At 72.3% G+C, this 12,955-nt stretch carries 13 protein-coding genes; 4 read left to right on the top strand and 9 right to left on the bottom strand.

Going from position 1 to position 12,955, the window contains the following annotated elements:
* Positions 1 to 30 precede the first annotated feature (30 nt).
* Complete coding sequence (locus ACZ44S_RS15035; RefSeq protein ID WP_466928693.1) at positions 31 to 1,719, bottom strand: acyl-CoA dehydrogenase family protein; 1,689 nt, start codon at positions 1,717 to 1,719, stop codon at positions 31 to 33.
* Positions 1,720 to 1,792: 73 nt separating this feature from the next.
* Between ACZ44S_RS15035 and ACZ44S_RS15030 the strand changes: the two genes are divergently transcribed.
* The gene (locus ACZ44S_RS15030) at positions 1,793 to 2,551 is read left to right on the top strand and encodes a PaaX family transcriptional regulator C-terminal domain-containing protein (protein WP_466928691.1); all 759 of its coding nucleotides are present in this window, start codon (positions 1,793 to 1,795) and stop codon (positions 2,549 to 2,551) included.
* An 80-nt stretch (positions 2,552 to 2,631) separates the two neighbouring features.
* On the opposite strand, the gene ACZ44S_RS15025 is transcribed toward ACZ44S_RS15030, so the two are convergent.
* Positions 2,632 to 3,432: a pectate lyase gene (locus tag ACZ44S_RS15025; protein WP_466928688.1), complete on the bottom strand. Its 801-nt coding sequence runs from the start codon at positions 3,430 to 3,432 to the stop codon at positions 2,632 to 2,634.
* Positions 3,433 to 3,668: 236 nt separating this feature from the next.
* A complete protein-coding gene (locus ACZ44S_RS15020) occupies positions 3,669 to 4,748 on the bottom strand; it encodes an NADH:flavin oxidoreductase/NADH oxidase (protein ID WP_466928686.1) in 1,080 nt (359 codons plus the stop codon).
* A gap of 131 nt (positions 4,749 to 4,879) precedes the next feature.
* Between ACZ44S_RS15020 and ACZ44S_RS15015 the strand changes: the two genes are divergently transcribed.
* Complete coding sequence (locus tag ACZ44S_RS15015) at positions 4,880 to 5,239, top strand: ArsR/SmtB family transcription factor (protein ID WP_466928683.1); 360 nt, start codon at positions 4,880 to 4,882, stop codon at positions 5,237 to 5,239.
* A gap of 50 nt (positions 5,240 to 5,289) precedes the next feature.
* Here ACZ44S_RS15015 and ACZ44S_RS15010 read toward each other — a convergent pair whose 3' ends face one another.
* Complete coding sequence (locus tag ACZ44S_RS15010; protein ID WP_466928680.1) at positions 5,290 to 6,636, bottom strand: FAD-dependent oxidoreductase; 1,347 nt, start codon at positions 6,634 to 6,636, stop codon at positions 5,290 to 5,292.
* A gap of 204 nt (positions 6,637 to 6,840) precedes the next feature.
* Here ACZ44S_RS15010 and ACZ44S_RS15005 point away from each other — a divergent pair, with 204 nt between their 5' ends.
* Positions 6,841 to 7,308: a DUF6214 family protein gene (locus ACZ44S_RS15005; RefSeq protein WP_466928678.1), complete on the top strand. Its 468-nt coding sequence runs from the start codon at positions 6,841 to 6,843 to the stop codon at positions 7,306 to 7,308.
* A gap of 48 nt (positions 7,309 to 7,356) precedes the next feature.
* Here the strand turns inward: ACZ44S_RS15005 and ACZ44S_RS15000 are convergent, their stop codons facing one another.
* Positions 7,357 to 8,019 (bottom strand): DUF305 domain-containing protein, encoded by a 663-nt coding sequence (locus tag ACZ44S_RS15000; protein ID WP_466928676.1) that lies wholly within the window; start codon positions 8,017 to 8,019, stop codon positions 7,357 to 7,359.
* Positions 8,020 to 8,227: 208 nt separating this feature from the next.
* Between ACZ44S_RS15000 and ACZ44S_RS14995 the strand changes: the two genes are divergently transcribed.
* Entirely contained in the window at positions 8,228 to 9,730 is a 1,503-nt protein-coding gene (locus ACZ44S_RS14995) for an LVIVD repeat-containing protein (RefSeq protein WP_466928674.1), read from the top strand.
* On the opposite strand, the gene ACZ44S_RS14990 is transcribed toward ACZ44S_RS14995, so the two are convergent.
* The 4 genes from ACZ44S_RS14990 to ACZ44S_RS14975 form a co-directional block, all read right to left on the bottom strand.
* Entirely contained in the window at positions 9,718 to 10,395 is a 678-nt protein-coding gene (locus ACZ44S_RS14990; RefSeq protein WP_466928671.1) for a TetR/AcrR family transcriptional regulator, read from the bottom strand. The genes ACZ44S_RS14995 and ACZ44S_RS14990 overlap by 13 nt on opposite strands.
* 179 nt (positions 10,396 to 10,574) lie before the next feature.
* The gene (locus ACZ44S_RS14985) at positions 10,575 to 11,276 is read right to left on the bottom strand and encodes a phosphatase PAP2 family protein (protein WP_466928669.1); all 702 of its coding nucleotides are present in this window, start codon (positions 11,274 to 11,276) and stop codon (positions 10,575 to 10,577) included.
* A gap of 74 nt (positions 11,277 to 11,350) precedes the next feature.
* The gene (locus tag ACZ44S_RS14980) at positions 11,351 to 12,286 is read right to left on the bottom strand and encodes a M56 family metallopeptidase (RefSeq protein ID WP_466928666.1); all 936 of its coding nucleotides are present in this window, start codon (positions 12,284 to 12,286) and stop codon (positions 11,351 to 11,353) included.
* Between the two features lie 94 nt (positions 12,287 to 12,380).
* Complete coding sequence (locus ACZ44S_RS14975; RefSeq protein WP_466928665.1) at positions 12,381 to 12,941, bottom strand: DUF5134 domain-containing protein; 561 nt, start codon at positions 12,939 to 12,941, stop codon at positions 12,381 to 12,383.
* Between the last annotated feature and the right edge of the window lie 14 nt (positions 12,942 to 12,955).

Below are 12,955 nucleotides of genomic sequence, written 5' to 3'. Positions count from 1 at the left end.
GAACTGTGCGCACGGTGGCTTGATGACGTGTCAGACCCCGCCCGGCAGCGCGCGCTCGACGATCGCGTCCAGTCCGGCCGTCGCGGGCAGCGTGCCGAAGGCGTGCCCCCAGTCGCCGCCCAGCCGGGTCGCGCAGAAGGCGTCGGCGACCGCGGACGGGGCGTGCCGGACGAGGAGGGAACCCTGCAGCGTCAGCGCCATCCGCTCCACCATCCGCCGGGCGTTCGCCTGCGAGCCCTGCGCCAGCTGGTCCTTCAGCCCGGCCACCGCCGCGTCCAGCCGGGCGTCCGCCCCGCGCGTCAGGGCGAGTTCGTCGAAGAGCGCCTGCGCGGTGGCCGGGTCCCGGCCGAGTGCCCGCAGCACGTCGAGGGCGTTGACGTTGCCCGAGCCCTCCCAGATCGACAGCAGCGGGGCCTCGCGGTAGTGCCGGGGCATCCCGGACTCCTCGACGTAGCCGTTGCCGCCCAGGCACTCCAGGGCCTCGGCGGTGAAGGCCGGGCCGCGCTTGGTGACCCAGTACTTCCCCGCCGCGGTCGCGATCCGGCGGAAGGCGGCCTCACCGGCGTCCCCGCGCACCGCGCGGTCCGCCGCTCCCGCCAGCCGCAGGGTGAGGGCCGTGGCGGCCTCGGACTCCAGCGCCAGATCGGCCAGAACATTGCGCATCAGCGGCTGGTCCACCAGCCGCGCCCCGAACGCGCTGCGGTGGCGCGCGTGGTGGCCCGCCTCCACGAGGGTCTTGCGCATCAGCGCCGCCGACATCATCACGCAGTCCAGACGGGTGCAGTTGACCATCTCGAGGATGGTCTTCACACCCTGTCCCTCCGGGCCGACCAGCCAGGCGACCGTGCCGTCGAACTCGGGCTCGGACGAGGCGTTGGAGCGGTTGCCCAGCTTCTCCTTCAGCCGCTGGATGCGGAACGTGTTGCGGGTGCCGTCGGGCAGGACGCGCGGCACCAGGAAGCACGACAGCCCCTCCGGGGCCTGCGCCAGCACCAGGAACACGTCGCACATCGGCGCCGAGGTGAACCACTTGTGTCCGCGCAGGGTATGGACGCCGGGCTCGGCGGTCGGTGCCGCCGTGGTGGTGTTGGTCCGGACGTCGGAACCGCCCTGCTTCTCGGTCATCCCCATGCCGGCCAGCAGCCCGCGCTTGCCGGCCGGCACGCTCAGCCCGGGCTCGTACTCACGGCTGGTCAGCCCCGGCTCGTACACCGTCGCCAGGTCCGGCTGCCGGCGCAGGGCGGGCACCGCCGCGTACGTCATGGACGTCGGGCAGCCGTGGCCCGCGTCCGTGTGCCCCCACACCAGTCCTTTCGCGGTGCGGGCGACGTGCGCGCCGGGCCGGTCGTCCGCCCAGGGCGCGCCGGCCAGCCCCTCGGCGACGGCCGTACGCATCAGGTGGTGCCAGCTGGGGTGGAATTCCACCTCGTCGATCCGGTGCCCGTACCGGTCGTGGGTGTGCAGCTCGGGCTCGTGACGGTTGGCCTGATCGCTCCATTCCTGCGCCTGCGCGCTGCCGGCCAGTCGGCCGAGCCGCCGCAGATCCTCCTCGGCCCAGCCGGCGCCCTCCCGCCGCAGGCCCTCCAGCAGGGCGGCGTCGTCGGAGGCGTCGTAGGGGGTCAGGGGCGAGGGCTGATTGGTGACGTCGTGCGTGACGTCGTGGCCGGCGCCGGGTGCGCCGCCGTTCTGCTGCAGCTGGTCCGCGAGTGTGGTGGCCATGGCACCGAGTGTTGCACTATTCCTACGGCCGCAGCAATCGTGCAACACGATGGGCGACGTAGAGTACGGCCCCATGCGGAGGAACGAACCGGCGGCATCGAACGAATTCCCGCTGCGTCCGCTCTCCGCGCGGTCGGTCGTCCTGAGCCTGCTGCTCGGCATCCACCCGCCGGAGCTCACGGCGAAGGACCTCGCGCGGCTGGTGGAGGGCTTCGACGTAGGGGGGTCCACGCTCCGCGCGGCGCTGAGCCGGATGGTCGCCGCCGGTGATCTGCGGCGCACGGACGCCGGGTACCGCCTCAGCGACCGGCTGCTGGACCGTCAGCGCCGCCAGGACGAGTCCCTGCGGCCACGCACGCGCGCGTGGGACGGCGACTGGGAGCTGCTGGTGATCACCGCGACGGGCCGCGGCCCCGCGGAACGGGCCGACCTGCGGGCCCGGCTCGCCGCACTCCGGCTGGCCGAGCTCCGCGAGGGCGTGTGGCTGCGCCCCGACAACCTGGAGCGCCGTCTGCCCGCCGGTCTCGACGGGGTGGCCGAGCGCTGCACGGCCCGCCCCGCCCGGCCCGCCGGCGAACTCGCCGCGAGCCTGTGGCCGCTGGACGCCTGGACCGCCACGGCGCGGGCGCTCCTCGGCCACATCGACCGCGCCGGCCGGCCCGCCGACCGGCTGACCGCGTTCGCGGCCGTGGTGCGCCATCTGCTCGCCGATCCGGTGCTGCCTGCCGCCCTGCTGCCCGCCGACTGGCCGGGCGAGGCGCTGCGCGCCGCGTATGCGGGCTACCGGCGGGAGCTGACGGGGGAGGTGCGCTCGCGTGTGGGCGGTGCCTGACCGCGCGGGCACGCCCCTGGAGCGGCCAGGCCGTACGAAACGCCGCGCGGGACGCCTCGTACGGCCGCTGCCCGGAGGGGTTACCGGTAGGTGATGTCGGACGACGCGTACTTGCAGTACGTGCCGTCGGGGCCGGAGCCGTTGGAGTCCGGCTCGTCGCCGTCGTCGTTGCCGATGTACTTCTGGCAGGGAACGATCTTCTTGCTGCTGTCCCCGACGATGGTGATGTTCCGCAGGGTCGCGCTGTCGCCGTAGTTGGTGTTGATGCCGGCGATCCTGCCGCCCTTCCAGGTGACCTCGATCGTGTTGAGGTTGATCGTCCGCTTGTACTGCGTGGAGCAGTTGCCGCAGGAGCGGATGAAGGTGCCGAAGTTCTTGACCGCGAAGTTCGACACGTTCAGTGTCCCGGCGCCGTTGAACTGGAAGACCTTGTCACTGGCCTCCCTGGCGCCGCCGCCGGTGACGGTGTAGACCGACCCCGACGACTTGCCCTTGAACGTCGCCGCGTCCTCGCCGACGTCCTCCCACCAGACGTTCTGCAGCGTGCACGAGCCCTTGCAGTGGATGCCGTCGGCGGCGGGGGCGCCGAGGACGACGTTCTTCAGGACCGCCCCGTCCGCCAGTTCGAGGATGGGGCCCTGGTCCTCGTCCTGGCCGCCCGAACCCAGGTCGCCCGTGCCGTAAAGGCGTTTCATCCCGTAGTCCTTGGTGCCGGACACGGCGATCGTGGAGGAGACGCCTTGGCTGCCGTTGGGGGTCGGCCAGGTGGCGGCGTCCGCCGGCGCTTCGGAAATCATGAGCATGCCAACCGAGAGCCCCAAGGCGGCGAGGGACCCTGTGAGTGCGCGCCCGCGGGCGCGTGGTCGTGTCGCGGATGTCATGTCGTTCCTTCTGTCGTGGTGTGGGGGTGTAAGCCATGTACATGAACGACGTTCGTCAGCATGGCTCATGTGCGGTTGGTTCGGGCGGACGGGCCACGCTGCTGAACGGAAGGTAGAGGGTAAGCGCTTTCTGGTCAACGCCCGCACGGATCACTTTCGGCCAGGAAACGCGCGCGCCGATGCCCCGGAATGCGACGGGCATCCCGGGGCACCGGTGACGACGTGGGGCGGGCCTCTCAGACGGACCGGTGGTACTGGTCCGGCACCCGCACCGTGCCGCCCAGCTCACGCGCGGCGTGCCGGGCCCACGAAGGGTTGCGGAGCAGCTCACGGCCGAGGAGCACCGCGTCCGCCTCGCCGTTGGCCAGGATCTTCTCCGCCTGCCCTGCCTCGGTGATCAGTCCGACGGCGGCCACGGGCATCGGCGTCTCGTTGCGCACCCGCGCGGCGAAGGGGACCTGGTAACCGGGGCCGGTCGGGATGCGGGCGCCGGAGGCGTTGCCGCCCGTGGAGACGTCGAGCAGGTCGATGCCGTGGGCGTGCAGTTCGGAGGCGAAGCGGACGGTGTCGTCGGCGGTCCAGCCGGACTCCTCCACCCAGTCCGTGGCCGAGATGCGGAAGAACAGCGGCTTGTCGTCCGGCCACACCTCGCGCACGGCGTCGACCACCTCGAGCGCGAAACGCGTCCGGTTCTCGTACGAGCCGCCGTAGGCGTCGGTGCGGTGGTTGGAGTACGGGGAGAGGAACTCGTTGATCAGGTAGCCGTGGGCGCCGTGGATCTCGGCGATCTGGAACCCGGCGGCGAGCGCGCGGCGGGCGGCGGCGCGGAACCGGTCGACGATCTCCCGGATCTGCTCCACGGTCAGCTCGTCGGGCACGGGGTGCCCCTCGGCGAAGGCGCGCGGACTCGGGGCGACCGGCTGCCAGCCGTGGTCCTGCGGCCCGACCGGTGCGCCGCCCTTCCAGGGGCGGCCGGTCGACGCCTTGCGTCCGGCGTGCGCGAGCTGGATGGCGGGGACGGTGCCCTGCGCGGCGAGGAACCCGGTGATGCGGCGGAATGCCTCGGCCTGGGTGTCGTTCCAGATGCCGAGGTCGTACGGCGAGATGCGGCCCTCCGGTGACACGGCGGTGGCCTCGACGACGATCAGGCCCGTGCCGCCGGCCGCCCGTGCCGCGTAGTGCGCGAAGTGCCAGTCGCCGGGCGCGCCGGCCTCGGGCCCCTCGGGTGCGGCCGAGTACTGGCACATGGGCGGCATCCACACGCGGTTGGGGATCGTCACGGCGCGCAGGGTGTAGGGCTCGAACAGCGTGCTCACGTCGGGGCTCCATTCGGCGGGTCCGGGGAGGGGTGCGCTCGTACGATAGGCATCGTAGTACGTCGGATGTCAAACTACGATGCCTCTCGTACAATGGAGGTTCCTCCCCGAACGCATGTGGAGCCGCCGCCGTGCCGACCGCCGCCCCCGTCCCCAGCAGCCGTGAACTGCCGCACCCCACGTGTGACGAAATCCGGCTGGAGGGCTTGCTGCACGCGCTCTCCGACCCCGTACGTCTGGGGGTCGTCCGCGAGCTCGCCGCCGAGGGCGTCGCGCTGGCCTGTTCGCACTTCGACGTGCCGGTCTCCAAGTCCACCAGCACGCACCACTTCCGGGTGCTGCGCGAGAGCGGCGTGATCAGGCAGATCTACGAGGGCACGGCCAAGATGAACGCGTTGCGCCGCGACGACCTGGAAGCCCTGTTCCCCGGCCTGCTCGACACCCTGCTCACGGCTGCCACCCGCCAGGCCGACCGCCGAAGCGAGGTCTGACCGCCGCGCCGCGGTCACCGGGCCGTGCGGCGTCCGCGGGGCCGACGGATCTACGCGCCGGCTCCCCGTGCCGCCGCGAGCAGGCTGTCCCAGTCGGGGAGTTTCACGGTGCCCCGGCCGAGCGAGGCACCCAGGTGTGCCTCGGCCCGCTCGATGGCCTGCCAGCCCTTCCACCCGACCGGTTCGATGCCCTCGGCCCGCAGTGCCGTCAGGGGGTCGCCGGGCAGGTCGCGCTCCCTGAGGAGGACGGCGTCCTGCAGCAGGGAGGTCACCGTCTCCTTGGCGCAGGACCGGTTCGTGCCGATGACGCCCGTCGGGCCCCGCTTGATCCAGCCCGCCACGTACTCGCCCGGAGCGACGGTGCCCCCGCGCAGCACCCGCCCGGCGAGGTGCGGCACCGTGCCTCCCGTGGCGTCGAACGGCACCCCCTCCAGCGGTACCCCGCGGTACCCCACCGACCGAAGCACCAACTGCGCCTCGATCTCCTCGAACCGCCCGGTGCCCGTGATCCCTCCGTGCCCGTCCGGCGCCGTCCGCTCGAAACGCACCGCGCCCACCCTGCCCCCGCGGGCGATCAGCTCGGCCGGGCGGAGGAAGAAGCGCAGACGGATCAGACGCCGCGCGCCCGGCTCCGCCGTCCCCCCGGCCCAGCCGCGCAGCACCTCGACGTTGCGGCGCTGCGGTGCGGGCAGCGCGGACGGGTCCGTGTACGCCGGATCCAGCGCGGAATCGGCCGGATCCACGGCGACCGCGGTGTCCGGCAGCGTCCCCAGCTCGCGCAGCTCCTTGGTGGTGAACCGGGCCTGGGACGGACCGCGCCGGCCCACCATGTGAACGAGCGTCACCCGGCTCGCCGCGAGTGCGGTCAGGGCCGCGTGCGGCATGTCGGTCGGGGCCAGTTCCGTCACGCCCCGGGCCAGCATGCGCGTGACGTCCACCGCGACGTTCCCGACGCCGATGACCACCGCCGACCGCACTCCGCGCAGGAAACCTTCCTGGACCGTGTCCGGATGCGCGCTGTACCAGGCCACGAACTCGGTCGCCGACCAGCTGCCCGGCAGATCCTCGCCCGGGATGCCCAGCCGCCGGTCCGTGGCGGCCCCCACGCAGTACACCACCGCGTGGTACAGCTCGCGCAGCCGCGTGACCGGCACGCCGCCCGGCCCGACCGGCACCCCGCCGAGGAAGCGCACCCGCTCGTGCTCGAGCACCGCGCGCAGGTTGTTCTGCAGGGACTTGATCTTCTCGTGGTCCGGTGCCACGCCGTAGCGGACCAGGCCGTACGGGCAAGGCAGCCGGTCCAGGACGTCGACGCGCACCTGGGGGTCCTGCTGGACCAGGCTCTGGGCGGTGTAGCACCCGCTCGGTCCGGAACCGATGACGGCGACACGCAGCACGGCGGAACTCCTCAGCCCCGGGGGATCGACAGGAGATCGCTGTATGTCTCCCAGCATGGCACCGTCCGCACTCCGCTGACAGGGTGCCGTCCGCCGGACGGGGAGCGTGTTCCTACGGAGGGAAACTGATCACACGGTTACGTTGCGTGTGTGCTCGAGGCATCTTTTCTTCATCTTTCCGATCGCTCTCCGGCCGAGGGTGCGGTGTCCGTGTGGCCCGCGTGGGAAGTGCGGGAGGGGGAGCGGGCGACCCGGTGGCTCCATGTGCGGCTGGCCTTCGGCGACGGGGCCAGGATCGACGCGCTCGCGATGGTGTGCGAGGGGTGGGTCTGCGTCGAGGACGTACAGGCCCGGCCCGCGCTCACCCTCGAGGACCTGGCGGTGCTGGCCGACTGGATCGAGGGCCCGCTGGCCCGCGCCTGCGGTGCCGAGGGTGAGCCGGACGCCGGGGGCGACCCCGGTACGGGTGCGCACCGTGACGGCTCCGGCCGGCCGCGAGGGCCGGAGGAGCGCCGGCTCGTGGCGCGGGCGTACCGCGCGGCCCAGGAGCGGGGGACCGATCCGGTGCTGGCGGTGATGGCCGAGACCGGCTACAGCAGGCGCGGTGCGCTCCGGCTCATCGGCCGGACGCGCGACGCGGGTCTGCTGTCCCCGAGGCACGCCCGCCGCTGAGCCGCCGCCGGCGGGAACCGGGTGGCGCCGGTGCGGGCCGGCGTACCGTCACATGAGGTTCCGCATCCGGCCGATCTCGCTCGTCTGCTGGGCCACCACGTCGTCCGCCATCTCCTCCATGGCGATGTTGTTGCCCTGCCCCTTCACGTCGGTGGACATCGTGATCGCGCCCTGGTGGTGAGTGATCATCAGGGTGAGGAACAGCTGGTCGAAGGCCTTGCCGTCGGCCGCGCGCAGCTGCCCCAGCTGGGCCCGTGTGGCCATGCCGGGCATCGTCGCGTGGTCGTGCCCGTGCCCCGTGTCCCGCTCCGCCTTGTCGTGGCTCTTCAGCCAGCCCTTCATCGCCTTGATCTCCGGCTGCTGGGCGGCGGCGATGCGTTCGGCCAGCTTGACGATCTTCGGCGATTCGGCGCGGTCCGGTACGAGTTCGGTCATCTCCAGGGCCTGCGCGTGATGCTCGATCATCATCCGCGCGTACGTCACGTCGGCCGAGTTGGGGGAGTCGTCCTCCGCGCGCTGCCGCGAGGCCTCCTCGGCCGACAGGGTCCGGTTGGCCTCCCCGGGTTCCCCGGGTGCGATGACCGCAGGCCCGCTCGATGCGGCGGACCCGGAGTCGTCCGAGCCCGAGTCGCAGCCCACGAGCCCGAGGACGGCCCAGGCGGTCAGCCCGGCGGCGACGGCGGACAGGCGTGGCACACGGCGGTGGTGCACAAGGACCTCCTGTGGTTGGGAGTACCCCTCTGGGGGGAGGGCTGCTGGACACCTCGTGAGTGTCGACGACCGTCCTAGCACGCTTCCGCGCAACTTTGATCAAAAAACTTTCTTGAGACGGCGCGGCCCTCTGTTGGTATGTGCATGTCCAGACGATACTGCCGATGCGAAAACCCGTTCCGAAGTGAACGGAACCAGGGAGGAAACAGTGATCCTGTTGAGAGATTCCCGAACCCGGCGCAGACGGCTGGGAGTTGCCGCGGTGGCCGGCGGCCTGCTGGCCGCCCTGCTCACCGCCGCCCCGGCCGGGGCGATCCCCGACCCCGGGGACTCGCCGGCCGACGGCAAGGAGGTCTCGCGCAGCGACCAGGCCGAGGCGCGCAAGGCCATCGAGAGCGGCGAGATACCCGCCCAGGACGAGATCGTCCATTCGGACAACATCAAGCACGTGGCCAACATCCCCAAGGACGTGCTGCCCGGCACCAATTCGGACCTGGCCTTCCAGGGCCGGTACGCCTTCGCCGGCAACTACGACGGCTTCCGCATCTTCGACATCGGCAACCCCAAGGCGCCGAAGACCGTGGCCCAGGTGCTGTGCCCCGGCTCGCAGAACGACATCTCCGTCTCCGGCGACCTGTTGTTCCTGTCCACGGACTCCTCGCGCAGCGACAGCAGTTGCAACAGCACCACGCAGCCGGCCACCGAAAAGTCCTCCTGGGAGGGCATGAAGGTCTTCGACATCAGCGACAAGCGCAACCCGCGCTACGTCGCCGCCGTCGAGACCGCCTGCGGCTCGCACACCCACACGCTGGTGCCCGAACGCAAGAACGTCTACATCTACGTCTCCTCGTACTCGCCGAACGCGGCCTACCCCGACTGCCAGCCGCCGCACGACGGCATCTCCGTCATCAAGGTGCCGCGCAAGGCCCCGCACAAGGCGGCGCTGGTCGGCTTCCCGGTGCTGTTCCCGGGTGAGGGCCCGGACGGCGGCGGCAATCCGGGCGGGCCCACCAACCCGGGTGTCTCCAAGACCACCGGCTGCCACGACATCACCGTGCTGCCGTCCAAGGACCTGGCCGCCGGTGCCTGCATGGGCGACGGCATCCTGTTCTCCATCAAGAACCCGGAGCGTCCCCGGGTGATCGACCGGGTGCAGGACAACGTCAACTTCGCCTTCTGGCACTCGGCGACCTTCAACCAGAGGGCCGACAAGGTCGTCTTCACCGACGAACTGGGCGGTGGCGGCGGCGCCACCTGCAACGCGGAGATCGGCCCGAACCGCGGTGCGGACGGCATCTACGACATCATCGGCAAGGGCGACCGCAGCAAGCTGGTCTTCCGCAGCTACTTCAAGATCCCGCGCCACCAGGCGGACACCGAGAACTGCGTCGCCCACAACGGTTCGATCATCCCCGTCCGGGGCCGGGACCTGATGGTCCAGGCCTGGTACCAGGGCGGCGTCTCCGTCTGGGACTTCACCAACTCCGCCAAGCCGAAGGAGATCGCGTACTTCGAACGCGGCCCGCTGACCACCGACCGGATCGTCACCGGCGGCTCCTGGTCGGCGTACTACTACAACGGCTACATCTACTCGAACGACATCGCCAAGGGCTTCGACGTCCTGAAGATCGACGACCGGCGCACGGACCCGGCCCGCTGGGTCCACATGCGTGAGCTCAACGTGCAGACGCAGCCGGACTACTTCGACTGAGCGTCCGGCTCCGTCGCGAAGAACCGGGCCACGTCCGTCCGGTCCTTCTCACACGTCCCGCCGGGCTTTTCGGTGTCCGGCGGGACGCCCATTGCCCAGTCGAGCCGGTAGCGCTTGAACAACTCCGCGCGCAGCACCGGCACGGGCATCGGCGCACCCGGCATCAGGGCCGCGTAGACGGCGCCCATCAGCAGGGCACGCAGCATCGGGTAGTCGGACTCGACGTCGGCGGAGCCGTGCCGGGCGACGGTGTCGCTCAGCAGCTCGGCCAGGCGCCGCTGCTCGGGACAGGGCACGAATCCCTCGGCCTGCAGCAGTCCGGCCATGTGCTGACGCATCAGCACCGGACGGTCCCGCGCCAGACCCAGGATCGCGTCGATGGCCCGCGCCATCCGCTCCCGGCCGTCGTCCGTGCACGGCTCGCGCTCCAGGGCCTCCTCCAGCGTCCGGTGCATCAGACGGTGCACGGCGGACTGCACGAGCTGGCGTTTTCCCGGGAAGTAGTACGAAACCAGGCCCCGCGCCGAACCCGCCCGGTCGGCGATGTCGCCGAGCGTCGTGGCCTCGTACCCGTGCTCGCTGACCAGCTCGACGGCGGCGTGCAGAAGCCGCTCCTTCGAACGCCTCCGCAACTCTTCATTGACCAGGGCGCTGCGCGGGGACATGCTGGACTCCTGCGTTGACTGGCTGCCAGCCAACTATACTCAACGCATGCGGCCGGACCTTCGGGCCCGGTCCGGGCTGCCGTCCGCCTCGGGCGACGCGGGGGATCGTCCGAGGCGGACGGCCCTGGCCTGTTCATGCACCGATGCGCGCCCTGGTGGGCGGGGCGTGCGGAAGGCCGCTAGCGGCTTCGCGCGGGCGAGCGGTGGCGGTCAGGGTGACGTTGCCTGTGGACGACCACGGCCCCCGTCATCAGCAGGGCGCCGAACAGCCAGCCGCCCAGGACGTCCGTCGGCCAGTGGACGCCCAGCCAGACGCGGGTGAGGCCCACGCCGGTCACCGAGACCACCGCCACGGCCAGCGCCGCGCGCCACAGGGCACGGTCCACCCCGTGGCGGTGCAGGAGCCACAGCAGGAGGCCGCACACGATCGTCGCGGTCATGGCGTGGCCCGAGGGGAAGGCCGCGTAGTGCGCTGAGTCGACCGGGTCGGGCCAGACGGGGCGGGCACGGCCCAGCGCGGCCTTCAGGCCCTGCTGCACAGCCGTCCCGACGGCCACCGTCAGCACCAGCCACGCCGCGGTCCACCGGTCCGCGTACCGCCACACCAGCAGCCCCGCCGCCACACCGCACAGCACCCGCATGGTCCATGGGTCCCAGACCCAGTCCGTCAGGATGCGGGCGGCCCGGGTCAGCCCGGGTTCCGCCACCGCCCAGCGGTGGGTGGCGCGGGAGATGTCGCCGTCCAGGCCGAGCAGCGGTCTCCACTCGACGGCGACCAGGGCCAGCAGCAGCACGGAGCACACCGCCAGCGCTCCGGCGTACAGAGCGGCGGGACGGTGCTGCGGCGGTCCGGGCGGGGATGCGGTGTGGGGGGTGCTCATGAGGCGATCCTTGTCGACCGGCGGCGTCCGGGGCCAGTCAGGTCTCCGCCGCCGGCCCCTTCTCGGCCCGCGGACTACCCCAGTGCCCGCAATCCCGGTACGAACGCCACCAGGACGGGCACCACCGGCACCAGCGATGCGACGGCGGTCAGCCGCAGCCGCTGCCCCGCGGGCAGCCGGTCCGCGGGGGTGAGCAGCCGGTGGACCCGGGCCGGTACCTGTGCCTGCGGGTCCGGACCGGGGCCGAACACGCCGCGGTGCTCGTTGAGTTCCACCAGGGCGAGGGCCGTGGTCAGCCGGCCGAAGCGGCGGGACGCCGTGTCGTCGGCGGCGAGTTCGACGAGCCGGTGCATCTCCTCGCGGAACGCCGCGAACACCGGCACCTGCGGGAAGCCGCCCGCCAGCGCGGACGAGCAGTGCAGCAGCCAGTCGTGCCGGGCCCGCGCGTGCCCCTGTTCGTGGGCGAGGACGGCGTCCAGCTGTCGGCCCTTCAGCCGGCGCAACGCGGCCGTGGTGACGACCAGTCGGGGTGGCGTGCCGGGCAGCCACCACGCGTCGGGCCGCTCGCCCTCCAGGACCACGAGCCGGTCGGTGCCGGGCTCCTCCCCGGGCAGCAGCGGTGCCCGCAGCCGCAGGTCGGCCCGGCGGGTCCGTCGGCGCCCGCGAGCCCGTACGACCTCCCGGACCAGCATCGCGGCGCTCCACAGCCCGCCGCACGCGAGTGCCACCGCGGTGGTCTCCGCCCAGAGTCCGGACGTGCCGAGGGCGTAGGCCTCCACGACGGCGCGGGGTGCGGTGGCGAACACCTGGCCGCCCACCGCGTGCCAGGCGGCCGCCGCGCTGAACGTCATCGACAGGGCGCAGCACAACAGGACGGCCGCGATGACGCACTGCCACGCCCACAGCGCCACCACCGGTTCACGGTCGGGCCAGTCGGCCCGGGCGAGCAGCCGGGGACCCACGACAGCGGTCAGGACGCCGAGCAGCAGCAGGACCGCGGGGAGGATCATGTCTGCAGCCTATGAGCGCGGGCCGCCCAGGGGTACGGGGGCGGGACCGAAGTGACACAGACAACGCCCGCGGTCCGCGGCCACCGGGCGGCCGTCACATCGTCAGCAGCATCGCCACCATCGCGATGCCCATGGACAGCCGGCAGGCCCGCGCCAGTTCCGGCCGGTCGCCCCAGCCGGGCTCGGGGCCGCTCCCCGACGGGGCGGTCACCGGCACCAGACGCGCGCCCGCCACGAGGACGTACGCGACGAAATAGAGCAGCAGGACGCCGGTCAGCAGGGGTATGCCCGTGCCGGGCCCCGGCGGATGTCCCTGCCCGTGTCCGGGAGAGGCGGAGGCCATGGTCACGGCCATGTACACCATCGCCCCGGCACCGATCAGATGATGCAGATGGCATGCGCCCGTGCGGGCCGCCCACAGCGCGTGCAGTCCGGCCGCCCCGAACACCGCGGCATGCGCCGGCCAGGCCCACGACGGCGGGCTGAACGCCGTGGCGGGCACGGCCATCACGGCCATGCCGAAGCCCATCAGCGCCTCGCCGCCCGCGGCCCGGCGCTGCTCCTCCACGAAGCTGCGCATCCGCAGCAGACAGTAGGCGCCGGTCGCCGCGCACAGCGCGACCAGCAGCCAGCCGGCCGACCCCGGTCCGTGCACACCCACCTCCCCCT

Source organism: Streptomyces malachitofuscus (assembly GCF_055571035.1).
The sequence above is the reverse complement of the archived record's forward strand: the minus strand, read 5'-3'. Positions and strand labels throughout refer to the sequence as shown.

What these genes read in the sequence shown, in the direction of transcription:
- ACZ44S_RS15035 (WP_466928693.1), bottom strand. Translation starts at nt 1,719, where the DNA reads ATGGCCACCACACTCGCGGACCAGCTGCAGCAGAACGGCGGCGCACCC.
- ACZ44S_RS15030 (WP_466928691.1), top strand. Translation starts at nt 1,793, where the DNA reads ATGCGGAGGAACGAACCGGCGGCATCGAACGAATTCCCGCTGCGTCCG.
- ACZ44S_RS15025 (WP_466928688.1), bottom strand. Translation starts at nt 3,432, where the DNA reads ATGACATCCGCGACACGACCACGCGCCCGCGGGCGCGCACTCACAGGG.
- ACZ44S_RS14990 (WP_466928671.1), bottom strand. Translation starts at nt 10,395, where the DNA reads ATGTCCCCGCGCAGCGCCCTGGTCAATGAAGAGTTGCGGAGGCGTTCG.
- ACZ44S_RS14985 (WP_466928669.1), bottom strand. Translation starts at nt 11,276, where the DNA reads ATGAGCACCCCCCACACCGCATCCCCGCCCGGACCGCCGCAGCACCGT.
- ACZ44S_RS14980 (WP_466928666.1), bottom strand. Translation starts at nt 12,286, where the DNA reads ATGATCCTCCCCGCGGTCCTGCTGCTGCTCGGCGTCCTGACCGCTGTC.